The organism is Synechococcus sp. W60.3 (genome assembly GCF_047502615.1).
Classification (GTDB): domain Bacteria; phylum Cyanobacteriota; class Cyanobacteriia; order Thermostichales; family Thermostichaceae; genus Thermostichus.
On sequence record NZ_JANSHJ010000009.1, the window covers coordinates 35,478 to 59,973 of the forward strand.

The 24,496-nt window shown below is 55.4% G+C and carries 16 protein-coding genes; 4 read left to right on the forward strand and 12 right to left on the reverse strand.

The genetic code is table 11. The annotated features are described in order from the left end of the window. Positions 1-6: 6 nt before the first annotated feature. From NW846_RS04930 to NW846_RS04960, 7 genes are all read right to left on the reverse strand, one after another. Entirely contained in the window at positions 7-1,071 is a 1,065-nt protein-coding gene (locus tag NW846_RS04930; RefSeq protein ID WP_414515452.1) for an NADH:flavin oxidoreductase/NADH oxidase, read from the reverse strand. A 642-nt stretch (positions 1,072-1,713) separates the two neighbouring features. Continuing rightward, the gene (locus tag NW846_RS04935) at positions 1,714-2,622 is read right to left on the reverse strand and encodes a Bpu10I family restriction endonuclease (RefSeq protein ID WP_414515454.1); all 909 of its coding nucleotides are present in this window, start codon (positions 2,620-2,622) and stop codon (positions 1,714-1,716) included. Further along, positions 2,619-3,905: a DNA methyltransferase gene (locus NW846_RS04940; RefSeq protein WP_414515456.1), complete on the reverse strand. Its 1,287-nt coding sequence runs from the start codon at positions 3,903-3,905 to the stop codon at positions 2,619-2,621. Before NW846_RS04940 ends, NW846_RS04935 begins: the two co-directional genes overlap by 4 nt. Positions 3,906-4,615: 710 nt before the next feature. Then, a complete protein-coding gene (locus NW846_RS04945; RefSeq protein WP_414515458.1) occupies positions 4,616-5,716 on the reverse strand; it encodes a site-specific DNA-methyltransferase in 1,101 nt (366 codons plus the stop codon). A gap of 302 nt (positions 5,717-6,018) precedes the next feature. Then, positions 6,019-7,302: an MFS transporter gene (locus NW846_RS04950; protein WP_051871112.1), complete on the reverse strand. Its 1,284-nt coding sequence runs from the start codon at positions 7,300-7,302 to the stop codon at positions 6,019-6,021. A gap of 24 nt (positions 7,303-7,326) precedes the next feature. Next, a complete protein-coding gene (locus NW846_RS04955; RefSeq protein ID WP_414515460.1) occupies positions 7,327-8,697 on the reverse strand; it encodes a GH1 family beta-glucosidase in 1,371 nt (456 codons plus the stop codon). Between the two features lie 393 nt (positions 8,698-9,090). Beyond that, complete coding sequence (locus tag NW846_RS04960; protein ID WP_414515462.1) at positions 9,091-10,917, reverse strand: ABC1 kinase family protein; 1,827 nt, start codon at positions 10,915-10,917, stop codon at positions 9,091-9,093. A 112-nt stretch (positions 10,918-11,029) separates the two neighbouring features. Here NW846_RS04960 and NW846_RS04965 point away from each other — a divergent pair, with 112 nt between their 5' ends. Then, on the forward strand, positions 11,030-11,395 hold the full coding sequence (locus tag NW846_RS04965; protein WP_414515464.1) for a hypothetical protein: 366 nt from the start codon (positions 11,030-11,032) through the stop codon (positions 11,393-11,395). A gap of 97 nt (positions 11,396-11,492) precedes the next feature. Here the strand turns inward: NW846_RS04965 and NW846_RS04970 are convergent, their stop codons facing one another. Both NW846_RS04970 and NW846_RS04975 read right to left on the reverse strand, forming a co-directional pair. Further along, positions 11,493-13,064 (reverse strand): carboxypeptidase M32, encoded by a 1,572-nt coding sequence (locus tag NW846_RS04970; RefSeq protein WP_414515466.1) that lies wholly within the window; start codon positions 13,062-13,064, stop codon positions 11,493-11,495. After that, complete coding sequence (locus NW846_RS04975) at positions 13,021-14,211, reverse strand: aminotransferase class I/II-fold pyridoxal phosphate-dependent enzyme (protein ID WP_414515468.1); 1,191 nt, start codon at positions 14,209-14,211, stop codon at positions 13,021-13,023. Before NW846_RS04975 ends, NW846_RS04970 begins: the two co-directional genes overlap by 44 nt. 167 nt (positions 14,212-14,378) lie before the next feature. Between NW846_RS04975 and NW846_RS04980 the strand changes: the two genes are divergently transcribed. Beyond that, positions 14,379-14,765: a hypothetical protein gene (locus NW846_RS04980; protein ID WP_414515470.1), complete on the forward strand. Its 387-nt coding sequence runs from the start codon at positions 14,379-14,381 to the stop codon at positions 14,763-14,765. 252 nt (positions 14,766-15,017) lie between these two features. Here the strand turns inward: NW846_RS04980 and NW846_RS04985 are convergent, their stop codons facing one another. Beyond that, positions 15,018-17,462: a TIM-barrel domain-containing protein gene (locus tag NW846_RS04985; protein WP_414515472.1), complete on the reverse strand. Its 2,445-nt coding sequence runs from the start codon at positions 17,460-17,462 to the stop codon at positions 15,018-15,020. Between the two features lie 412 nt (positions 17,463-17,874). On the opposite strand from NW846_RS04985, the gene NW846_RS04990 reads away from it, so the two are divergent. After that, positions 17,875-20,292 (forward strand): transglycosylase domain-containing protein, encoded by a 2,418-nt coding sequence (locus NW846_RS04990; protein WP_414515474.1) that lies wholly within the window; start codon positions 17,875-17,877, stop codon positions 20,290-20,292. On the opposite strand, the gene coaE is transcribed toward NW846_RS04990, so the two are convergent. Both coaE and NW846_RS05000 read right to left on the reverse strand, forming a co-directional pair. Further along, complete coding sequence (gene coaE, locus NW846_RS04995; RefSeq protein ID WP_301427906.1) at positions 20,280-20,936, reverse strand: dephospho-CoA kinase; 657 nt, start codon at positions 20,934-20,936, stop codon at positions 20,280-20,282. The genes NW846_RS04990 and coaE overlap by 13 nt on opposite strands. Beyond that, the gene (locus tag NW846_RS05000; protein WP_301427905.1) at positions 20,933-22,903 is read right to left on the reverse strand and encodes an amidohydrolase family protein; all 1,971 of its coding nucleotides are present in this window, start codon (positions 22,901-22,903) and stop codon (positions 20,933-20,935) included. Before NW846_RS05000 ends, coaE begins: the two co-directional genes overlap by 4 nt. Positions 22,904-23,001: 98 nt before the next feature. Here NW846_RS05000 and NW846_RS05005 point away from each other — a divergent pair, with 98 nt between their 5' ends. Then, a complete protein-coding gene (locus NW846_RS05005) occupies positions 23,002-24,384 on the forward strand; it encodes an MATE family efflux transporter (RefSeq protein WP_031459415.1) in 1,383 nt (460 codons plus the stop codon). Positions 24,385-24,496: the final 112 nt, after the last annotated feature.

Sequence of the window (24,496 nt, forward strand, 5' to 3'; positions counted from 1 at the left end):
CGAAACTTACCAAGCCCGCAGATACTGTGGGGGCGGCGCCAGTTCATAACCGAGAGCGCGGGCGGCACGGAGCGGCCAGTTTGGATCGCGCAACAGCTCGCGCCCCAACAAGACCAGATCGGCATCACCGTTACGCACAATCGCATCGGCATGTTCGGGCCGGGTAATCATCCCAACCGCTGCGGTCGCAATGTGGGCTTCACGGCGCACCTGTGCGGCAAACGGTACCTGATACCCTTCGCCAACCGGGATGGTAATACCTGGCGCAATTCCCCCCGAACTACAATCGATCAGATCAACCCCCTCGGCTCGCAGCATGCGGGCTACTTCCACTGTATCGGCAATCGTCAGACCGGCTGGCGTCCAATCGGTACAAGACAGCCGCACGGCCAGGGGAAAGTGAGTCGGCCATACGGCCCGTACTGCGGCAGTTACTTCGCGTAACAGACGCGCACGGCCATGCAGATCGCCACCATAGGCGTCACTGCGCGTATTCCCGATTGGTGAGAGGAAATTGTGCAACAGATAGCCATGGGCGGCGTGAAGTTCGACCCAACGAAAACCGGCGGCCAGTGCGCGGCGGGTGGCAGCGGCAAAGTCATCAACCACTTTCGCAATCCCACGCGCATCGAGCGGCGTTGGGGTTGGGTAGCCGGGGGCAAACGGCTCGGCGGTTGGTCCCACCACCGACCAGCCACCGGCTTCAGGTGGCACACGCTTACTCCCTTCCCACGGTCGGCCCATACTCGCCTTGCGCCCGGCGTGGGCTAACTGAATGCCGGCTACTGCCCCAAGGCTCTCGATCAGACGTACCAGGCGAGCAAGCGCCGGAATATGATCATCACTCCAGATACCGAGGTCGAAGGGCGAAATCCGGCCTTCAGGCGACACCGCGGTGGCTTCTAGAATGACCAGACCGACGCCACCGGCAGCGCGCGCACCCAGGTGCATCACGTGCCAATCACCTGGGAAGCCATCGTTGGCGCTGTACTGGCACATCGGCGACATACCGATGCGATTCCGCAAGGTGACATCACCGATGGTTAGTGGTGTAAACAGATGAGGTTGCATAGAGCTGATTCCAATTCCACAAGCGACTGTTCCGCTGTCAGTATACCGTTATTCGGGCTGTACGGGCAAGTTGGGTGAAGGTAGCGATGCGTTCCGATCAGCCGATCTGCTGCTGCGACAGGATTATTCGGAGATGCGCTTCGTGACCATCGTCGTAGTCCCTTGGGGCGAGGCAGCGCCTCACACCTCCTTGTAAATCTCGTGAATCGGATTGCATCTATCGCCGAGGTTTGTTCATGGTGGGCTGATGATGGATTATTCAAATCGACTCTTAGTAGTGTTGCGCTCATTCTGGGCAGGCTGCCGATTGGGTAAAACGGCTGGTGTGATTGATCTCACTATACCTAGCGACGATGCACTTGCGCGTTTCGAGAATGGACGCTATCGGCATCGGTATATATCGTCGTTGGATTGAGACAGTCAACCGTTAGCCAAAAACAAGTGCATCGAAGGTCGCTCTGCACGCGCCGATGCTGGATATGGACGAGACGAAAGGTGCATGCACCGTGCATTGCACGTATCAGTGCGAACCTGAACTACATACTTCAAGGCTCACACTCTTCTTCGGGCTTAGCCGTTCAATGCTCTGGTTCAGTGGTGGTTGCGAAGTGTACCATCCACTGCAACCGGTTTTAGACCGCCTCAGAAATAGCCTCGAACCAAGACATCATCTTCATCCGGATCTCGGTCTTCCAGCAAGACTCTGATGTGTGTCAGAAACCGCTCGAACACTTCGGTTGCAAACGGATGGTCTGCGAGATGCTTTGCAAAGTCTGCACGCCGTGAGATTCGTCCTTCCCGTGTTGCGAACGCACTGCGGATTTGTGCCCCAAGCCTCTTTGCCTTTCGCAAAATGAGAACTTCATCTATGTCGGTTCCCGCAGTGCTAATAGGTGTCATGTCAAGCCACTCACAGAGCAGCAGATACTTCGCGCCAGGGACGGCTGTCTTCAGGTCGTGTGCCGTTGCACAGGCCTCCTGAAACATCGTTTTATCCAGATTCGTCTTGCACTCGGCGCAGAGATATCCGAGATTCGCTTCGAGGGTGTCCACCTTTTCAGCGCGATCTGGGTGGAACGAAGCTCGTAAGTACAGCCGCTTGGAAATTGTGAAATCTTGGTTCTTCGTCCGCACTTGCGCACCAGGCGATCTGATGGACGTCCGAATAGTCGATGTGAAATACAGGGCAGCGAAACACGAGTGTGGGCCAATAGAGAAGCTCTCTGAAATATCGGGGAAGGCTAGGGAAACCAGATGGGGCAAAAATTCCTCGATAACGGTACTGTCAAGTTTTAGCTGTCCCTTCTGTCGGTAAAGAAAGTCATCCTCGCTATCGAACACGACATCAAGATCAAGAAACAATCGGTAATCGTTCAAGAGGCGGACGGCTTCGGCTATACCGCTATTACCTGTTGGTAGACGCCTAAGCGCCTCGATCCAATCATGGTAGCGTTCAAGTGCCTTGTCGATACGTGTGCGATCGCTATTCGGCAGCTTTTCGTTCTGTAATAACGCCTTTAGCTTGTCACCATGGGGTGTGGGCATGATCATGGAGCGCCTCCGATCGCCTGAGCCGGGTCCAAGATCGGTGATGCTTCGACCCGATCTACATCAGCAATTGCGTCGCGCAGGTAGTGCCTTCGATCGCTTGGTGTGCGCTCAACTGCCTCCAAAAGAACCTCCCTGCCGAGATGTCTCGCGCCTTCGACGATCGTCTGCTTGGATCGGGAGTAACCTGGCTGTGGCGACAAATGAAGGATATCTTCGTAAATCCTCTGCCCGAACCTGTTGGTAAATACGCGCTCCTGTTTCAGATGGATCCGGAAACCAATAACCTCGCTGGCAAGACGCTCGACGATCTGGCTATTGTAAAAGGCCGTCTTGTGGACTTTTGACTCTCGCCCAAGGATCAAGAGTATGCGGGCGCTTTCTGTGCAGACGCGGCGAAGCTCAGCTAATGCGAGAGCCATATCGATGCAATACTGAACTACTGTTAGAAATCGGTTCTGGCGGAACTTGCGATTAGAGCCGATTTCAGAGCGAGCGATGACGAGTGGTTTCCAGCCGAGCGATTCGATCCCGGTTCTTGAATTGTGATGGTAGTTGAAGACGTTGATGTACGGCGGTGAGGACAAAACAAAATCGATGGTTCCATCCGAAAGCGGCATGGCTCTGGCATCCCCTAATGCAGGACACACCGGAGTCTCTGAGAATGGTAAATAGGTGACGATCTCTCGGATAACGGACCAATTATTGGCGTATGAGTAGTCGGATGCCGCATCATCATCGAGAAGCACGACTAACGTCTCAAGGAGCATCTTAACGTGTGGGTCGGGAGTTTTCCTAATCCAGTCCAAAATATTGCCAGGGGGCTGCGAGTCCGTCGAAACCGTGCGGAAAAGGGGTAGCTCGAAAGCGGCAGGGTGCAGACGAGTCAAAACCGTCTCGGCCCGCTGGAGAAGTTCTATCCTCTCAGATTTTGTCAGAGAGCACAATTCGTAGATTCTCGCACGCAGGTATGCCGCCGGATTCACCTCGTAACCGTAAACTGGAAGGCCGAGTCGCGCTGACTCAATGAGAACTGTTCCGCTGCCCATGAACGGATCCAAAACGACAGACCCTGGTGCTGCGTATGCACGAAGCAGTGCCTCGACGAGCTGTGGCGAGAACTGTCCCCGCCATGAAAAGAGGTTGCTTCGAGACTTACCCTCGATGTTGAGCGTGGACGCCGGTAGTGGCGAACTGAATGCTTTCATGGAAGCCACGTAAGTACTGCGATCCAAGCATTGCGCTTGCGTACCCGCATGGGCGGCTTCTTCCGTTCGCTCGGTCATATATCTCTCCAGGTTTCTCTGGATGGACACATTATTGAAGTTGCACGGACGGAAATTGTTCTGGACATTCCTGTCGACGGATGTGCTACGCTGTACGCTCGCTCGCTAATGATAACACAGGAATCGCCGTCTGTCATCTGATGAACTGACAATAATGGAAACAAAACCCGGGAAATTACTAGGATAGGTTTGGAAGGCGCTGCGTCTTGAATGCACTTCCATTTCACACTGAAAAGACCTACGTAAACTTAACCAAATAGTTCATTTTATTCTAACACAAATGCCATTCCAGTGATATGGGCATCTTCGATGTTGGGGTTTTCCTCTCCGCAGAGGAAGAGCGGGTCGCTACATCTACCCAGAATCATGCGATGAGCGAGGCATATCCTTTCCGTTCAAAGTCAGTATTGGTGTATGCGTCGTAATGACGAAGTATGCTGCGCCTCTCCATCTATCCATCGTTTCTTGTTGCCTGTTGAGCCGCTCCATCCGAGGATGATCTCCGAGGATGTTCGTGGTGTCTGCGCATGCATCATTCGGAGGCGTAGTTGCGCAGCGCAAGGGGGATCAGCCGCATCCCCACTTCCGACATAATGCGTGCCGTGTCCGCAGCGCTACTGTACGCTGTAGCGCCTGACAGCCGCGTTTTGGCGGGCAGGTCATACGCAACTTTCAGATCCGCTGAATCCGGGGCGGGGGCATGCATCTGATCACTCGTCGTATAAACCCATGTCCATGCGAAATTGTTCGCGGAGAACGCCAAGGCTAATGAAATGACCGTTCACCTGGACAAACCAATGCTCCCAGCCGTTACAGGGCGCATTATTCATATAATAACTGCCTGCTTGATGAATACTACCCTCGAAGCCATCGCCTGTGCGAAGTCTTGCATCAGGTTTGATAAAGGCAACTTTGTTCGTGTCTTTCCTGAAAAATAATTTCTGACCAGGCTGTACATACCCGTGTTCAACGAGCGTGGAGAACTCAACTCTCGGTGCAGTCTTCGCTTTACTTCGCACGTCAAACACAACGGGGTTGAATACCTCAGGTTGAACGGCGTCTATGCGTTTTCTGGCAATTTCGATGTATTTCTTTTCTCTTTCTACACCGATCCAGTTTCGATGCAGTCGTTTTGCTACGACTCCCGTTGTTCCACTGCCAAAAAATGGATCGAGGACGACATCGCCAGGATTACTGGAAGATAGGATGACACGGTACAGTAGTGCTTCAGGTTTCTGTGTCGAGTGGGCTTTCTCGCCATGATCATCTTTTACTCGTTCTGATCCTGTTGCCAGGGATAGAAGCCACCAGTCGGAACGCATTTGTTTGTCATCATTCAGGCCCTTCATCGCCTGGTGATTGAAGGTGTATGTTGCACCCTTTCCAGTACTTGCCCAGATCAGGGTTTCATGGGCATTGGTAAAACGCACGCCGCGAAAATTGGGCATTGGATTTGTTTTTATCCAAATGACATCATTGAGAATCCAAAACCCTAAATCTTGCATAATTGCTCCTACGCGAAAGATATTGTGGTAGGTACCAATAACCCAGATGGTGCCGGTTGGTTTCAGAACTCGTTTGCAAGCAGTGAGCCATCGTCTGGTAAATTCATCATACGCTTGTAGAGACTCGAACTTGTCCCACTGGTCGTCTACTGCGTCCACTTTTGTCATATTTGGGCGATGCAATTCGTTTTGTAACTGTAAATTATAAGGTGGATCGGCAAAGATCAAGTCAATAGACTTCTCTGGGAACGTGGAAAGCGTTTCGATGCAGTCGCCTTCGATGATTTGATTCAAGGGTAGTGTCATGGTTGATCACTTCCAAACCTGCGTTATTGAGTCATGTTGTTATGCACAGCTTGATGATCAGGTCATCTCAGATTACCTGATCATTGGTTTGAACTTCTGCGATGGTGGATGAGGCTCTGCTTCTGCCGACGCCATATCTCTTGGAACGGCAATGCTGCGGTGCGCTTCCATCGTCGCATAGTCGCCGTGTCGCTGTTGTTCATAGCAGTGCCGTCACTTGCCTCAGAGTATACGCAAAACTGGCAGGCAAGCAAGCTGCAACCTGCGCCGCTTTGCCAGCGATTGATGAGCAACGTCATTGATCATCGGTGATGTTCTGCCGACTGATGGTTGATTCCTGAGTGATGGGAACTCCTGCGCCCCACGACGATTGCCGCATTTACCAATACTGCTGCGGTGTAGCACAGTGCGGCAATTAGAAAAATAGTCGTGAAGCCAGCGGTCGCCTGTAATTCGGCGCTGAGGGTTGGGCCGGCGATGTAGCCTACCGATGCGGCAGCCCGGATCATACCGGTTACCGTCGCGTGATGGGCAGGGGGGGCCTGGGCCAGGGCTTCTGCTTCAAACAACGGTGTCGCCATATTCATCAACATTCCGCGCACGATAGCTATTAGAGCGGCCAGGGGTAAGGTCGGTGCAAAGGCGAGTGCGACTAGACACGGGATCGCCAGCGCCTGCGTGAGGACTACTGCCGGGAGTCTACCGAATCGGGCGGCCAGCCGTGGACCAAGCAATGTAGCCAGGCCGGTAGTCAGGCTGATCAAGGCCAGGAGCAGGCCGATGATGGTATCAGATGCGGCAAAGCGTTGGCGGAAGAAGAGACTGAGATAGGGGATGAAGAGCGCAGCGCCCAGCGAAATCAGCAGTGGGCCTGGTACAAAGACCAGGCCCTGACGGATTGCGCGCCAGAAGGCGTTGAACGATCTGTTCCCGGCAACGACAGTAGCCGTCGGCAAAGGCTGCACGCGCAACCCCACCAGCGGGAGAGCAGCCAGGATCACGACGAGCGCACTTAGGAGCGCATTGAGCTGATAAGGGGGGATCGGTGTGCTGCCGCTGAAGAGCCAGCGCCATCCTGTTGTCAGTTGACCACCGAGCAGACTCGCGGCGCCGTTAGTGATCAATGTCAGTGCCGCACTGCGGGCAAAGAGGCGATCCGGCCCAGCGGCGCCACTCAGTTGCATCATTAGCGGCGGGCCGGCCAGATTAAACAGCACACTGGCCGGCCCGCTCAGTGCCACACCGGCCAACAGGAGCCATGCGGTAAGCGGCGATAACCTGTCGGCGGCAGGTGCCAGGCTTAAGGTCAGCAGTGCCAGACTGTGCAAGAGACAACCGAGGATCAGCGCCGCTCGTGCGCCCAGGGAGCGTACTGCCTGCCATGCCGGTGGGCCGCTCAACCCGCCGGCCAGCACCGCTACGCTATTGAGCAGACCGATCAACGCCAGATCGCCGAATAACGGCACATGCAGACGGTAACCGGCATAGCCGAGATCGGCGTAGGCGATGGTGGCAAATAGCCAGCCTACCGTCAAACCAACGGTGAGCATCGCCACCGTCAACAGGTAGCGCTGTGCTGTGTTCATACCGGCGCGAGCGATCATCGCTGGCTACAATCCGTTATGCGCAATAATATCGCGGTAGACGTATGCACTGCGCTTCCACACTCGCCGTTGCGTCGCGTAGTCGGTGTAGATGATGCCGAAGCGTTTACTATAACCCTTCGCCCACTCAAAATTGTCGAGCAGACTCCAGACGAAGTAGCCGCGCAGATCAATGCCAAGGGCCAGCGCACGCCGACATGCTTCGATGTGCGCCTGTAAATACGCTACCCGTTGCGGGTCTTCGACGACCTGATCCGTTCCCGACGGCGCCGGGTCGTCGAATGCAGCACCGTTCTCGGTGATGTACAGCGGTAAGGAAGTATATTGACGGGCTTTTTGCAATGCCTCGATGATACAATCAGGGTAAATCTCCCAACCCATTGCTGTTTTCGGTAACGGCCCCGGTACCTGTTTCGCCATTACGAACGGCTCACGCCAATTCACCGTGTTGAAAAGACGGGTGTAGGTATTGATACCGAGAAAATCAATTGGTTGGCCGATAATCTCAAGATCACCGGGCCGAATCGGGGCAAAAACAAACCGACGAGCGAAGTGTTTGATGATGTCGTCCGGGTAGCGGCGACAAAACAGTGGCTCGAGGAAGAGACGGTTCATGATGCCATCGATCCGTTGGGCCGCTTTGTGGTCGGCAGGTCGATCACTGGCCGGATATTGTGGCCATATCATCAACACGATGCCGATCTGAGGTGACGGCATATCGCTCCGTGCCGGTCGAGGACGGACAGCACGAAAGGCGCTTACAGCCAATCCGTGCGATAACAGCAGATGATGAACGACGGCCAGTACCTTCCAGGGGACACGTTTTCCCGGGGCATTTTCGCCGTTGCCGTAGCCGTAAAATGCCTGAATGAACGGCTCGTTGTGGGTGGCCCATAATGCAACGTCGCCGCCAATCGTGCGAAACAGGTAGTCGGCGTATTCGGCGAAGCGCAACGCGGTGTCGCGCTGCATCCAGCCACCGCGATCTTCGAGCGCTTGTGGCAGGTCCCAGTGATAGAGGGTTGCAACCGGTAGAATGTTACGCTGATGGAGACCATCAATCAGCCGCCGGTAGAAGTCGAGGCCGCGTTGATTGGGTTGTCCGGCGCCGGTAGGAAAGATGCGCGGCCACGAGATGCTAAAGCGATAGGCCTTTAGTCCTAATGCCGCCATGTGATCGATATCCTCTTTGTAGCGATGGTAATGGTCACAGGCAACATCGCCGGTATCGCCATTGGCAATCGCACCGGGTCGTCGCACGAAGCGATCCCAGATACTTTCACCTTTACCGTCTTCGTTCCATGCGCCTTCGATCTGATAGGCAGCGGTCGCTGCGCCCCAGAGAAAATTGGGTGGAAAATGGGCTTGCGTGTTCATACAAGGTTACCGTATCTCTTCATCGTGTTACCGTTGTCGCAACGGTAGCAGGAGGCAAAGGTGTCTTGTACTGATCTCCTGTATACCATCTTACCAGACCTGAAGAGACGGAGTGAGAAGGAGCGGGGAGCGTCAGAGCCTGGCAGAGGAGAGGCTCTTCATCCTGGGTTAACAGATGAAACCGGTTGTGGGCAAAAGAACGCCTTACGCTACGATTGAATCCCGACAGGTAGGGTGCGGTGCCGCCGGGTAGAACCCGACGGTGCGGATGGTCTGGTGCTGTGATCGCCATGTGTGGGGACAGTTCACCCCTACAAGGTTGGTGGACACGGGTGCGCAATGACTTGCTGTACACTGTTACGTGAGACAGGGTGTTTGAGCAGGCCGGGCGGCCTACCAGCGATCATTCCGTGGCCAGAGCGCCCACAGAATAGCCGCCGCGGCTGCCCACCAGGCTCGCTTCGCTTCGCGTTCCAGCCCGCGAGTGCGAAGCTGCACCCCGCCGAGGAACAGACCAGTTGCCAGCATTCCACCCATCAGACGGTCAGTAGCCCGCTCGACTCGTTTCATGCTCCGTTCCAAGCGACTCAAATCGGAACGAGTTTGCAGTTCACCCCGATTTGCCGCCCGGTAGTAGGCATCCATCTGACGAGGTAAAGCCAAGAGAATCTGACCCAGTTCGGTGATCTCTTGTTGGAACTTCTCTAGCCAGTTGCCATTGCGCTGCTCTTGCGCCAACATCGCACGTGCGAAGGGACGTAACTCTTCAAACAGATTGATGTCAGGGTAGATTTCGGTTGCCAGACCGGCGACCATACTCAACGCTCGCCCTAGATAGAGCAAGTCTTGCGGAATCTGGAATGGCAGGTCGTAGATCAAGTCTTTGGTTTCGGCCATAATGGCCTCAACATCGAGATTCGTCAGCTCGCGCACGGTACGATTGAACGAATAACGCAGCATCGTCTCGATGGCACTCTTGATCGCACGACGGTCGGCGCCGGGCAAAATCATGTTGAGCTGTTCGAGTGCATTCAGAATCCTATCGGCATCATTCGTTGCCAACCCCAGGACGCCCTGCCGCATTACCTCCATCGTTTGTGGTGGTAACCGACCGACCATGCCAAAATCAACGAAGATCAAGGTGAAGGGTGTACCGGATGGTACATCTGGCGGTGCAGTATCAATTGGCAATCCAGCCTCGATAGGGTGATATCCATTATTACTGGCCGATACTGGCGGCAGTGTCGGTTTCCCCGGCGTCAGACCCGTCTCGACGCGCACAAAGAGATTCCCTGGATGCGGATCGGCGTGGAAGAAGCCATCAATGAAGAATTGCTTGAGATAGCAGTTGTTGAGGCGGGCAGCCAGTTCGAGGCGACTGACCCCCAACTGATCGAGGGTGTGCAGATCGGTGATCTTCACACCACTGATCCGTTCCATGACCAGCACGCGGCGAGTGGTTAACTCGAAGATCGGTTCAGGAATGTAGATCCCCGGATGGTTCGCGAAGTTCTGCCGAAAAGTAGCCGCCGAACGGGCTTCCTGCACATAATCCAGTTCCTGCACCAGGACACGGGCGAACTCAGCTAAGAGAGCCTCTAAATCAGCGCGTCGGCGGATGGGCGGATAATTCTTGATCAGCCGCACCACCCACGTCACCGCACTGAGATCAACTTCGATAATTTTGTCGATCCAGGGGCGTTGCACTTTAACCGCGACTTCACGGCCATCGTGCAACACAGCGTAGTGCACCTGGCCGAGCGACGCTGCCGCAACGCATTCGGTCTCGAAGCTGCGAAAGATTTCGCTGGGTGGGGCGCCGAGTTCTTCAAGAATGACCTCCAGCACATGCCCAGCAGGTGCTGGAGGAACTTCATCCTGGAGACCGGTTAATTCACGGCGTACCACTTCAGGAATGATGTCGGCACGCGAGGAAAGGAACTGACCGAGCTTAATCTGCATTCCGCCCAATTCAACAGCCATCATACGAAACCGACGGGCGATGTTTACCCAACGTCGGATCATGGTGCGCTGGACATACCAGCGAAAGATGGCGAAGCGGGCGAGAAAAATATCCCAGATGTAAATATGGATGACGACGCCGAGAAAAAATGATGAAACGCGCAAGAAACGCTCACGCGGACGGAAGCGGGGCGGTTCGGTCGGCTTGGGAACAGTGGTTGTGGTGTCAGTTGCCTGAATTGAGATTGGTTCACGCATAATGTCCTACCAGTATTCTTTCGTTTAAATTATACCAGAGGTGAAACTCAATCTCACGACCGATCCATAGAGAATGAAAGACCAATTACCATACAGAGGGTACCTTATACCCATGGAAAAGGGTTGGATAGGTTATGGTATCACTGACAATATGACTATTGATAGCCTTCGTTTACTAACTAATAGTGCGGCAACACTGTGGCTTCGACTCAGTCAGTTTGGTTCGCCTGAACTCCTTATTCAGCGCTCGTCGTTTGACGAATGGCTCACAACGGTACGTCCTGGTCTCTCCTCTGCCGATGAACAGGCCATTCGCCGTGATTATCGTCGCCTCTCCCTTCTCTTAACTGAACTCGAGATGCTCACTCGCTCACGCGAGCAAGCACTGGCATTAATTATGGATGCTGTTCAGCTTTCTTCACTTCATGAAGCTGAACCTGACGATGAAAGCTCGCCGCCGAGTCGGGATCCCTGTTGAACGCTACGGGACGAACGCAGATCGAGGATTGAGGTGATAGGATACAGCAGCACAGGGGCGGCCTGGATGGTCGCCCCCGACTGACCTGATTGTCTGACTATAAGTTATAGATCGCCGAGTACTTTTCACGCAGGTACGTCATGTACGGCTCGATCCGCAGAGGAGTGCCTGATGCGCGCTCGATCAGTTCGTTCGGCGTGAAGATGCTGCCATAACGATAAATGTTCTCGCGCAGCCAGCCGTGCAGTGTAGCGAATTCGCCCTGCCTGATCTCCTCATCAATCGTCGGATGTGCTGCCCGGGCAGCAGCCAGGAATTGCGCACTGAGGATGTTGCCCAACGTATAACCCTGGAATGCGCCGCCAATTAACCCACCGAACCAGTGGACATCTTGCAGCACGCCGTCACGGTAGTCCGGTACCGTCACACCCAAATCTTCGGCGTAGCGCGCATTCCACGCCTCTGGCAGATCGCGCACCTTCAGGTTGCCCTCAAGTAAAGCCAGTTCCAGATCAAACCGTATCATCACGTGCAGGTTGTAAGTAACCTCATCGGCGTCAGTGCGGATCAGTGACGGTTGCACCCGATTAATCGCACGATAGAAGGTGTCGAGTGGCACCTGACCCAACTGTTGTGGGAATGTCTGTTGTAGTTCAGGATAGAAATACTCCCAGAATGGCAGTGAACGTCCGATCAGATTTTCCCAGAGCCGCGATTGGCTCTCGTGGACGCCGGCCGAAACCCCTGAACAGAGTGGTGTCGCCTCGAAGGCGGGATCGATTCCCTGTTCGTACATGGCATGGCCTGATTCGTGCAGCGTGCTAAACAGACCGTCACCTAGATCATGTTCGTTGATGCGGGTCGTAATCCGTACATCGCCGACCGAAAACTTGGTCATAAAGGGGTGATGCGTCAGGTCTTGCCGACCTCGTTCAAAATCATAGCCAAAGCGTCGGATAATGTGCTCGCCGAAGGCCAGTTGGTCGTTGCGTGGGTAATACTGACGCAGACACGAATCGTCAATCGGCGGTTGGGCCACAATGGCCCGAATGAGCGGAGTCAGTTCAGCACGCAAGCGGGCAAACAGCTCACGGATCACTGCTGCGCGCATCCCGTAATCGCTGAAATCGATCAATGGATCGGCCGGATGATCGTAGCCAGGGAAGCAATCAGCTACCCGTCGGCTCAGCTCGAGGGTGCGTTCGAGGTAGGGCAGCATCGTTGCAAAATCATTCTCCGGCCGTGCTTTGGTCCAGGCGTGATAACTCGCCGCCGTGTGGGCAGCAATTTCACTCACCAAATCGGTCGGTATGCGCGTCATCCGCTCGTAGTTGCGATGGGCCACTCTGATCAGTGCCGCATCGGGATGATCATACGGTAGTGTTTCGGCATAAGGCATCAGTTCTGCCAGCAGCTTGCCTAGCTCGGGATCGGTGCTCTTTTCGTGAGCCAGCCGCGAAAGCGTAGCGAGTTGACGGGCGCGGGCGGCTGCGCCACCCGGCGGCATGTAGGTGCTCTGATCCCAACTGAGGATAGCAGCAGCACTGTTTAAATCATCAATCTCTTGCAAACGGGCACGTAGTTCTTGCAGTCGGTGTTCCATCGTTGACACTCGCTTTCTGATTTCAGCTTCGCTGTCGCCAGGCCAACAAGCGTTGTTGTGCAGCACGCAGCGTCTCTTCACGTTTGGCAAAACAGAAGCGGGCAAGCAGCGGGAGATCGGTTTGGCGGGCATAAAAGGCAGAAGGTGGGATCGCCGCAACGCCAACTTCGGTAGTCAGGTAGCGGCAGAACGTCACATCGTCGCGAAAGCCGGTCGGCGAAATGTCGGCCATCAGGAAATAGCTGCCTTCGGTCGGCAACACGGGCAGACCGGCGCTGATCAGAATCTCTTCGAGCAGGCGATACCGTGCCGTATACTCAGCGCGAAACCGGTCATAGTAGCCGTTCTGCAACGCTCCTTCCAGCGCCACTGCTGCCGCATATTGTAAAGGGGTTGCAGTGGCAAAGGTAATCCACTGATGTGCAGCCCGTAGCGCGGCGATGAGGGGGGCCGCACCAACGGCGTAACCGATCTTCCACCCGGTCAGACTAAATGTCTTGCCCAAACTGTTGATGGTGAGCGTTCGCTCCCACATACCGGGCAGTGTTGCAATCGGAATGTGCTCGGCACCGGCGAAGACGAGTTGATCGTACACTTCATCGGCAATCACGATCACGTCGTAAGTCTGGCAGAGATCGGCGATCTGTTCTAGCTCGTGACGTCGAAATACTTTACCGGTCGGATTGTGGGGCGTGTTGAGCATGAGTAGACGGGTATGTGGCGAGAATACAGCCTGCAATTCAGCCGGATCAAACCACCAGCTCTGTTGACCGTTAGCAGGGGGATGCAAGCGCACGAAGCGGGGAATACCACCGGCCATCGTTACATCGGGCAGGTAAGCATCGTAAAACGGCTCGAACAGAATCACCTCATCACCGGGATTGATCAGTGCCTGCACGGCCCCGAAGAGAGCTTCGGTCGCGCCACTGGTCACCGTGACCTCCGTCTGCGGATCGACAGTGCGCCACCCCTGAGCCTGCCAGGTTGTGGCAATCGCTTCACGCAGGCGTGGCACACCGATGTAAGGCGCGTACTGATTAGCATCGGCGCAAATAGCGTCAATTGCGGCTTGCTTAACCCATTCTGGCCCGGCAAAATCGGGAAAACCCTGGCCCAGGTTGACGGCGCCACATTGTACGGCAAGAGCACTCATTTCGGCGAAGATGGTGGTGCCAAACTGACGAACCCGCTCGGCGCTGCGTGGTGTAGTCATTGTGATCCCCTGAAAGCTAACGTCAGCGTGTGAAGATGTTTCTTGTATGTGCTTGCAAATCCGATTGCCTTTCAACTATGGTACCACAGACTGCTGCAACTTTTGCAGTTGAGGCTACGTCATAGCGATAGAAACGAAGAGGTCGTACATCACGGAGGAGATAAACAATGAACAATCAAACACGCTTGATCGGACTGATCTTGATCACGATTGGTGTGGTCGCTATTTTCAGGCTGTGGTGGCTGGTACCGGTTGCTCTGCTGGCCGGTGGTGGCATCGTGATCTATCGCCGTCAGCGCAACCTTGGCCGCATCGATGAGGCAGTACAGGCTCTGTTGTGGGGAGTTGGGCTGGCGCTGCTGTCGCTGTTCAAATTGCTCTGGCCGGGTATTCTTATCCTGGGTGGCGTCAGTCTATTGCTGCGTGGTCGCGAGGCCGAGGTCGAACAACGAATGTGGGCGCTACTCGGTCAACTGTTGAGCTGGAATCGCCAACCGACAACGCCGCCGACCAGTAGCAAGGTGCAGATCGTCGAGAAGCACGACGAGGCATAATGAGCTGCGTCGTTGGATAGAGTGCTAAATATCGTGCGGGGCGGGTTCGCAACCCGCCCCTGCGATTTCCTAGAGGGATGGGTGTCGCACGACGTGGTCATTTCGACAAAAAAAGAAAACAGACGACGGCGTTGACCACGAGAAACGACGACGATTACCGACATGCGCTTGACCGTTGTCATCTGGTTGTGACAGGGATCGCCGAAATGAGTCCAACCATTATCTGGCGTTGCTGATATTATCCCCAGGGTGTCACACCGTAAACGAGACCGTAAACCCCTGCCCTCGGTTAGCAAACGTGAGCTGGTTGGCGACCAATGGCTGGGTCATCCCATTAACGACAAGCGCTGCTGGGGTGGCACCGTGGATCACTAGCGTCAACGTCTCACGGGCAAACTCCCTGAATCCATCACCGCGCACCGTTGCCGTTACAGTCACCTGCTGGCCACGTCGCTCGATCCGGAACGTCGTGCGGTAACAGGCTCCCTGTGCAAATCTAAACGTCAAACCATCATCTTCGTGCAGGTCTGAGGTGTAAACACCATCGTGCGTTGGCACAAACAGATGTAACTCTAGCGTGCGCGGATAATAGTTCATCGTTGACGGCGGCACTTCTGGCCAGAGTGGAATGACTGCTCCGGCTCGCACGAAGAGCGGGATTCGATTGAGAGGAGCTGCTACGCTGATAAACTGCTCACCGGTAAACTGCTCATCGCTGTACCAGTCATACCACGCTCCGGCCGGTAAGTAAAGTTGCCGGGCAACGGCACCGGGGGCATAAACTGGCGCAACGAGGAGATCACGACCGAGCAGAAACTGGTCATCAATATCGCGGGTCAAGCGGTCGGTCTGATAAGCAAATACCAGTGGCTGCTGCACCGGTTCGCCCGTTTCCAGCGTGTGCATAAACGCCGTCACCAGATAAGGTATCAACCGATAGCGCAACTCAAGGGCAGCCCGGGCAATCTGCTCGATGGCCGGCCCAAACGACCAGACGTACTGGTCAACATGACCATAGGCGCTATGATTGCGACAAAACGGCGTCAAGGCCGCACACTGCATCCAACGGGCAAAGAGTTCGGGCTGTGTATCACCGGCAAACCCACCGATGTCGGCTCCGATAAATGCCTGTCCAGACAAGCCCATTCCCATCGCCATTGGCATACTCATCCAGAGATGATCCCAACGCGGGCAATTATCGCCCATCCAATTCGCCGCATAGCGTTGAATGCCAGCAAAGCCTGCCCGTGAGAGCACGAACGTTCGTTGATCAGGGAACGCAGCCTGTAAGCCTTCAACCGTCGCCATCGCCATCAAGAGCGCATATTGATTGTGATAACGCTCGTGTGGTTCTTGCCCACCGTTAAACCGCATTGCATAGGGCGGAATATCACCGGTGGCGGGTTCGTTCATATCGTTCCAGATACCGGCCACACCCAAACGGGCAAGGTTGGCATTCTGTTGCCCCCACCAGGCCCGTACTTCCGGCTTGACAAAATCGGGAAATACCGTTCGACCCGGCCAGACCTGACCAATGTACAACTCACCGCTTGCCGTGCGGCAGAAAAAGTTGTGTGCCTGCCCCTCACGAAACAACGCAAAGTCGGGGTCAAGCTTGACACCGGGATCAACAATCGTGATGAGACGGAAGCCGTACTGTTGTAACTGTTGCACCAGCGCTGCCGGATCGGGGAACAACTCGTGATTCCAGGTAAAAACGCGATAGCCATCCATGTGCTCAATATCGAGCCACAGCGTATCACAAGGAATACGTCGTTCGCGATGACGAACAGCGAGCGCTACGACATCCTCCTGGCGGTAACGGTGCCAGCGGCACTGATGATAGCCGAGGGCCCAGATGGGTGGTGGCGCCAGACGACCGGTCAGCCAGGTAAACCCCTCTAGAATATCGGCAATACGCGGCCCGGCGAACACATATTCGGTATACTGACCACCCAACGCACAGACCCCGTAAGTTTCAGCGGGCGAAAAATCGACATGCTGCCGATACGCATTATCAAGAAAGAAACCAGCCGCATTCCCAGCCTGATCGAGATGATAAAAGAATGGGATAGAGACGTAATAGGGATCGAACTCAGTACTGGTATTCTTTGTTCGTGGATCGGCGGGATCGCGGCCTACCGCAAACTCGGCTTCGCCTTGAGGACTTAACACATCGTTATTCCACAGAATAAAATCACGCCCCTTACGATTAAGGCGACCGGTCTTCTCACCCAGACCGAGAAATGCGTCATCGCGGGCACATACCCGATGAAACGCGAACGCATCGTTCAGCGTTGCATACGCCCATGGCCGCCCATCATGACCGGTTGCTGTGTTTAAGACGAGACTGTTGTCAGAACGACGGACGGTAAGCGTAAACGGATCACGGCCGATGATTATCTCCAGACGGGTACTGCGTAAGATCAGCGAAGTGTCCGTCTCGGTAAGGGTGAACGACGGCACTGGTACGGTTGTCAGGTCAATACAGACAGCGTAAGTGGGATGTTCATCAAAACGTCCACCGCGACTGATCTTGAAACGAACAATATCCTCACGGATCCATTCTACCCGTAACCACTCGTGATCAAGGGCAGCAAGTATCCCGCGTTCGATGGGCTGTACCGCCCCCAGGCGTGATAATGGCGTAAAGTAACGGGTATCGGTCAAGCCGATCCGGGCCGGGGCTTGCGTCATGGCAACCTCCTCAAGATGTCAAGGCAATATTGATGGATGATTGTAGCATAGGGTATGGATGGGATCATTCTGTTGCAGGGCACTGCTTGGCGCAGAAAGAGGGAGCAGTTCATCCTTCCCTCTCGTGGTCGGCGAGGAAAGGGGCTGCGGGGGCGGGCGTTGGTTTCTATCTCGACTACAATCGCTTATATAACCGCTGATGGTGAAATAACCGATCATGTTCCTGCAACCACGCTATAGTATATACAGAACGATCTTACGCGAAGGTCGCTCTGCACGATAGATTTGGCTGCATATCATAGGTGCATCAACCATGGCACGTCGGCCTCGTCCACCATTACCCCGCTTTCGTCGGCGGTCTCCGCCACCAACTCCATGGCTTATTCGCGGCCTGGCGTTTGTTTGGCGCTGGTTGAATCGGCTACTGTTTGCCGTGCTTGTTCTTGTATTGTGCGGCTTGATTGGTCTGATCGGACTATACTTCTATTACGGTCGTGATCTCCCCCCGCCAGAACTGATCGATCAGCACCGCAGCTTCGAGAACACGCGCATTTATGCCCGTGATGGGATTACGCTGCTCTACGAAGTTATCGGGCCGGGGGTGCGCGTTCCGGTGGCGCTTGACCGGATTCCGCAGATATTGCGCGATGCAACGGTAGCCGTTGAAGATGCGAATTTCTATACTAATCCTGGGGTTGATTTACCGAGTGTCATTCGCGCTTTCTGGCAAAATCTGACTGCCGGTGAGACGGTTTCAGGGGCGAGCACGATTACCATGCAGTTGGTGCGGACAATTTTGCTGACTCCTGAAGAAGCCCGACAACAAACAATTGAGCGTAAAATTCGTGAGGCGATTCTGGCTATTCGCGTTGGGCAAGAGTACAGTAAAGATCAGATTTTATCGCTCTACCTCAACGAGGTGTACTACGGTGCGCAGGCGTATGGGGTCGAGGCAGCAGCACGCCGTTATTTTGGGAAACATGTCTGGGAATTGAGTCGCGGTGAAGCAACCCTTCTCGCCGGTTTGCCGCAATCTCCTTCTGTCTACAATCCGTTTGAAAATTTGCCGCTGGCCCGTGCCCGCCAGCGTATCGTGTTGAACCAGATGGTCAAAGCTGGTTTCATCAGCGCTGCCGAAGCTGATGCGATCTTCGCCGAACCGATCCGGCTGGTGACACCAACGGTAACGATCAGTGCGCCACATTTTGTCTTCTACGTTTACGATTTGCTTGTCCAGCGTTTCGGCGAGGAGATGGTCAATCGTGGCGGGTTGCGGGTAATTACCACGCTTGACCCGGCGTGGCAGATGCAGGCCGAACAGGTGGCTGCCGAGAAGGTGGCTACTTTACGCGAACGGAAGGCAAGCAACGCGGGAGTGGTGATGCTGTCGCCTGACGGGCAGATTCTGGCGATGGTGGGGAGCGTTGATTACAACGCGCCTGACGGACAGGTGAACGTCACTCTTGCTTTGCGTCAACCCGGTTCGACCCTGAAACCGTTTATCTACGCTGCCGCGTTGCAGCGTGGTTGGACACCGGCAACCATATTGTGGGATATTCCTTCGCGCTGGCAAATCAACGGTGTTGTGTATGAGCCGCGCAATTATGATGGTCGTTTTCGAGGTCCGGTACGGTTACGGCTGGCGCTAGCCAATTCGCTCAATATTCCGGCGGTAAAGGCGCTGGAATTTGTTGGGGTTGAGGCATTTGTCGATCTGATGACCCAGTTCGGCGTAACGTCGTTTACCGATCCCGCTCGCTACGGATTGGCGATGGCACTCGGTAGTAACGAGGTGCGGTTGCTCGAATTGACCGGCGCCTATGCCGGTTTGCGGGCCGGTGGCCGTCAGGTGCGTCCGGTTGCTATCTTGCGAGTGACAAACAGTCGCGGCGAGGTTCTTGAAACGTGGCAGCCGACTCGTGGCAAGCCGTTGCTCGGCCCACAGAGTGAGCAAATTGCCTTTCTGATCAGTGATATTCTCAGCGACAATGCTGCACGCTGGCCGGTGTTTGGCCGCAATAATGTGATGGAATTGCCGGGTATTCCGGCAGCGGTCAAGACTGGAACCAGTAACGATTACCGCGATTCATGGGCGATTGGCTATACCGATGCCGTAATCATTGGGGTTTGGGTTGGGAATAATGATAATCAGCCAATGGCTGAAGTGGCCGGCGCCAACGGGGCTGGTCTGATCTGGCGTGAATTGATGTTACGGTATCACGCTAATCGGGTAGCCAGGCCATTTGTGCCACCGACAGGAATTGTCGAGCAGCCTGTGTGTGTTGAAACCGGTGGCCCACCTAACCCTGAGTGCCCGCAGGTGATTACCGAACGCTTTGTGGTTGGGAGCGGTCCGGTAAGTGCGCTCAGCTTTCAAACGGTGCGGGTGGGTGGTGATGGCTCGTGTCTGGCGACCACGTACACACCGCCAGAGGAGGTGCGCCTGGTTACTTTCCCAGTATATCCAACCGAAGTTGCCGAATGGGCACGTCGCAATGGGAAAGTTGCGCCGACTAGCTATTGCCCGCCGCCGCGTGAACCGGAGCGTGCAATAGCGTTGCTCGATCTCGCCGAGCAAAGTGTGATCACGAACACGTTGATCTTTATCAAAGGCACGGCCCGCGGCCCATTTATTCTCGATGTGGGCAGCGGCACCGATCCAACCGACTGGCAGGTACTGGGGCAGAGCAGCCAGCCGGTTGAACAGGGATTACTCGGTATGTGGAATGCTGGCTCCTGGTCGGCAGGCGATTACACCATTCGATTGCGCGTGACTCTGGCCGATGGTGTGGTGATCGAGGAGCGCCGACGCATTACCTATCGCCCGTGACTGGCAAGCAGGGCCTGCTGCCATGCCGCTTCGACCTGAGCACGAGTGTTGGCCTGCGAACCGCTATTGTCGATGATGACATCGGCCCGACTGAGCCGACTCTCTTGCGGGGGTTGAGCTGCAATACGTGCCTGGGCCTCAGCCAGCGACATGCCACGAGTCGTCATCAAACGCTCGATCTGCTGTTCGGGTGAGCAGGTAACGACCCACACCTGATCGCACTCGTCGGCCCATCCCGATTCGATGAGTTTAATCGCATCGATCACCACCACCGGTCGCTCAACCGGGCGCAGACGAGTCGCGTAGCCACCAGCGTTCGCTACTTCAGCCAGAAACCGCCTGATCTCGGCCCGTACTGCCGGATGGATGATTGCCTCCAGCCGCTTGAGCGCTGCCGGATCGTTGAAGACGATATTACCGAGCTTGCGACGATCAATAGCACCGCCAGGTGCGCTCAAGATGTGTGGTCCAAAAGCCTCGACAATCGCCTGGTAGACCGCTGTTCCCGGCTGTTGCAGGCGATGCGTTACCCGATCAGCGTCAATTGTGCGTGCACCCAGTGCGGCCAGCATTGCCAGCACCGTACTCTTACCGCAGGCAATACCTCCGGTCAGGCCGATCAAGAAGATGCCGGGATGTTTCATGACACAAGCTCCACATACTCTTGCAATATCAGTGCGTCATCGGTGATACCGGCCAATTCGAGCAATTCGCTGATCAACTGTGCCCGCTGCTCGGCATCGCGGCGGCTCCAGGTCCGACTCTTGATTTCGAGAAATTGCCCGCTATCAGCCTGACCAACCAGGGTGTCAAGGTTGATCGCGAAATCATGATCACGGTAGAGGATACGCCAGCGTCGTCGTCGCTTTTCCAACTCTTCAATTCGGTCGGGTTGAAAATACTCGCGGTAGAAGCGCACGGTGTGGTCTGCCGGTGCAGTATACCGTGCGCGTGAGAGCATCATTGCTTTGGGATGATCGAAGCGGCGTGCTTCGGCCATCAGCGTGAGCGTATATTTGGGCTGCGGTCGTGCTCCTGGATCGGTACGATGATCTTCACGAATCCGAATGCGCTCGCCATTGGCAAAAATAAAGTAGGTATCGTACTGCGTGCGCTCGCTGGTCTTGGTTACCGTGATAGCCGGATGGTTGAGAAGGGCTAGAACCCGTTCAACATCACCTGGATCAAGACGGGCTTTGACCTGAATCTCAAAGATTTCGGCCTGTTGGACACCACCCAGAGCCAGAATCTTGGCAAGCAGGTTCCGTTCGCGCGTGGCGAGAAACTCGTTGATGCGGGTCGCGATAGCCTGGGCGCGATCAATAATCTCATTCTCATCAATCGTCAGCAGATGGCGATTGCGGAGGAGTAATTTGCCATCGACCAACACATCACGGACATCGGCGGCCCGACTGCTGTACACGAGATGGGAATAGATGGCATCTGGGGCGTAGGTGTAGCGTGGTGCACTGTGTAGGCGATCCAGTTCAACTACGACAATATCGGCACGTTTACCCACTTCCAACGACCCGATCAGGTGATCGAGATGAATTGCCCGTGCTCCCCAGCAGGTGGCGAGAGCAAACGCCTCACGGGCCGGTACTGCCGTTGGATCGCCACTGAGACCCTTGGGGAGTAGCGCCGCCAACTGAATCTCGGTAAACATATCCTGATCGTCATTGCTTGCCGGTCCATCGGTACCGAGACCAACCCGCACACCCGTCTCGATCATACGGCGAAACGGAGCGACACCGCTGGCCAGTTTGAGATTACTGGTCGGGCAAGGCACGGCGCCGGCACGAGCTTCGCGCAAGAGTCGCAGATCGTCTTCGGTTGCGTGGACACAGTGGGCGGCGATACACGGAACATCAAACGCACCGACTCGTTTGGCGTAACGGATAGGCGTTACTTCGCGGTCGCGAATACTCTCTTCGACTTCTCGTGCTGTTTCAGACAGATGGGTAATCAGCGGAACGCCAAACTCGGCACAGAGAGCAGCCGCCTGCCGGTAGATGTCGTCGGTGCAGGTATAGGGGGCGTGCGGGGCAACCGTAGCGATAATGCGCGGATGGCCGCGCCACTCGGTCATGAAGCGTCGGGCACGCTCGATTCCAGCATCGAACGAATCGGCGTCGGGGGTTGGTAGTCGCATCACTGTTTGGCCGCAGATTGCCCGCATTCCGGCCTGATCGGCTGCTCGTGCTACTTCTTCCTCGAAGTAGTACATATCGACGAACGTCGTCGTTCCGCCACGGATCATCTCGGCACAGCTCAGCAGCGTACCGGTGAAGCTAAACTCAGCATCGACGAACTGACTCTCTACCGGAAACATATAACCGAAGAGCCAGACATCGAGTTGTTGATCGGCAACCAGACCGCGCAAAAGACTCATCGGAACATGCGCGTGGCCATTGATCAGGCCAGGAATAATCGCACAATTACGACAATCAATCGTCTCGGTCGCCGTGTAACGCTCGTTCAGATCGCTTGCCGGTCCCACAGCTACAATCACACCATCACGGATCGCGACGGCGCCGTTGGCAAAAATGTGCCACTCTGCATCCATCGTAACAACAGTGCCGCCGGTGAGGAGAGTGTCAACATGCTCCATTCTATCCTCCTTTACAACACGCTATCTTTATTCATTGTACGAGAAACCCTTCTTCCATGCGATCCACCCATGTGCTGATGTCGGGTATACTGAGAGATATGCAACCAGAAGCTGTTTCTATCGAACATCAAGCGACAACAACTCAGCAAACACCATCGCGATCCCAACTCGAAAAGCGAGTTTTGCGGCTGGCCTGGCCTGTTATCGGCGAAAACCTGCTTCAAACGATGCTCGGTGTGGTTGACACGATCCTGGTCGCCTCTTTAGGTGCCGTGGCCCTGGCCGGGGTTGGCGCAGCGTTGCAGGTGATTTATGTTACCACCGCAGCACTCAGTGCCTTGTCGGTTGGCGTGGCTGTGCTGGTAGCGCAGGCGTATGGTGCCGGGCGATTGGTTGAAGCTGGCGCCCTGGCGCGCCAGGGTCTGTTCTGGAGCGTTTTAATTGGGCTGCCAATCACGGTCATCGGTTTACTGCTCACGCCTACACTTATTGGACTGTTTGGCTTAGCACCCGATGTCAGTCAGGTCGGCATTGATTACCTGGCTGTCACAATGAGCACCATTACAACCCTGACGATGATGCTGTTGATCGGTGGTGTGTTGCGTGGCATTGGTGATTCGCGCACGCCAATGATCATTACTGCTGTTGCCAATGTGATCAATGTGATTGCCAGTGCTGCACTCATCTTCGGCTGGGCTGGCTTACCGGCCTTGGGAGCAGTTGGCAGTGCATGGGGGTCGGTGGTTGCGCGCCTGATAGGGGCAATACTATTGGCCGGTATCCTCTGGCGTGGCCGCAATGGTGTGCGGGCCGGCGGAGGCGGGTTATGGTGGCCGCAGCTCAGCGTCTTGCGTGATATTTTGCGGATCGGGATGCCAGCCGCCGTGGAAGAGGTGTTGATTATCGGCGCTATTGCCTCGCTGACACCAGTAGTAGCAACACTGGGTACGATACCGCTGGCAGCGCATCGGGTAGCGATCAATGTGCTCTCTCTTTCATTTTTACCCGGTATCGGCTTTGGATTGGCAGCAACAGCATTGGTAGGACAGGCCGTTGGTGCACAGCGTCTGGCCGAGGCCCGTGCTGTCGCGCAGATTGCTCTCCGTTGGGCGGTCATTTGGATGGGAGGACTCGGTGTTCTATTCATCGTATTTGCTGAAGGCCTGGTGCGCATATTCAACAACGACCCGCAATTGGTCGCCGAAGGTGCAGCAGCCGTGCGTGTCGTTGCCCTGACTCAACCGGCCTGGGCTGTGACATTTGCGCTTGGTGGAGCGTTGCGCGGTCTTGGTGATACCCTTTCGCCACTTGTGATTAGCGGCTCAGCAATTTGGATTTGTGTAGGGTTGGCCCTGGTCATTGTGCTGTGGTGGGTACCAGCCTTGTGGGGTATCTGGCTGGCCTTTCTGATTGTTGGTCCATTCGAGGCAGCCGTTTTCTGGCGGAAGTGGCAGCAGCGTATTTCCTCCTGGTCTCTGTAGGCGAGCAGTTATGCCGTTGCTCTGTTGTTGCCCTCACCCCCTGGCCCTCGCTCCCGTGCTGCGGGCGAGGGGGGATGGCCCTCACCCCCTGGCCCCCGCTCCCGCGCTGCGG

What these genes read in the sequence shown, in the direction of transcription:
- NW846_RS04930 (WP_414515452.1), bottom strand. Translation starts at nt 1,071, where the DNA reads ATGCAACCTCATCTGTTTACACCACTAACCATCGGTGATGTCACCTTG.
- NW846_RS04935 (WP_414515454.1), bottom strand. Translation starts at nt 2,622, where the DNA reads ATGATCATGCCCACACCCCATGGTGACAAGCTAAAGGCGTTATTACAG.
- NW846_RS04940 (WP_414515456.1), bottom strand. Translation starts at nt 3,905, where the DNA reads ATGACCGAGCGAACGGAAGAAGCCGCCCATGCGGGTACGCAAGCGCAA.
- NW846_RS04945 (WP_414515458.1), bottom strand. Translation starts at nt 5,716, where the DNA reads ATGACACTACCCTTGAATCAAATCATCGAAGGCGACTGCATCGAAACG.
- NW846_RS04950 (WP_051871112.1), bottom strand. Translation starts at nt 7,302, where the DNA reads ATGAACACAGCACAGCGCTACCTGTTGACGGTGGCGATGCTCACCGTT.
- NW846_RS04955 (WP_414515460.1), bottom strand. Translation starts at nt 8,697, where the DNA reads ATGAACACGCAAGCCCATTTTCCACCCAATTTTCTCTGGGGCGCAGCG.
- NW846_RS04960 (WP_414515462.1), bottom strand. Translation starts at nt 10,917, where the DNA reads ATGCGTGAACCAATCTCAATTCAGGCAACTGACACCACAACCACTGTT.
- NW846_RS04965 (WP_414515464.1), top strand. Translation starts at nt 11,030, where the DNA reads ATGGAAAAGGGTTGGATAGGTTATGGTATCACTGACAATATGACTATT.
- NW846_RS04975 (WP_414515468.1), bottom strand. Translation starts at nt 14,211, where the DNA reads ATGACTACACCACGCAGCGCCGAGCGGGTTCGTCAGTTTGGCACCACC.
- NW846_RS04980 (WP_414515470.1), top strand. Translation starts at nt 14,379, where the DNA reads ATGAACAATCAAACACGCTTGATCGGACTGATCTTGATCACGATTGGT.
- NW846_RS04985 (WP_414515472.1), bottom strand. Translation starts at nt 17,462, where the DNA reads ATGACGCAAGCCCCGGCCCGGATCGGCTTGACCGATACCCGTTACTTT.
- coaE (WP_301427906.1), bottom strand. Translation starts at nt 20,936, where the DNA reads ATGAAACATCCCGGCATCTTCTTGATCGGCCTGACCGGAGGTATTGCC.
- NW846_RS05000 (WP_301427905.1), bottom strand. Translation starts at nt 22,903, where the DNA reads ATGGAGCATGTTGACACTCTCCTCACCGGCGGCACTGTTGTTACGATG.
- NW846_RS05005 (WP_031459415.1), top strand. Translation starts at nt 23,002, where the DNA reads ATGCAACCAGAAGCTGTTTCTATCGAACATCAAGCGACAACAACTCAG.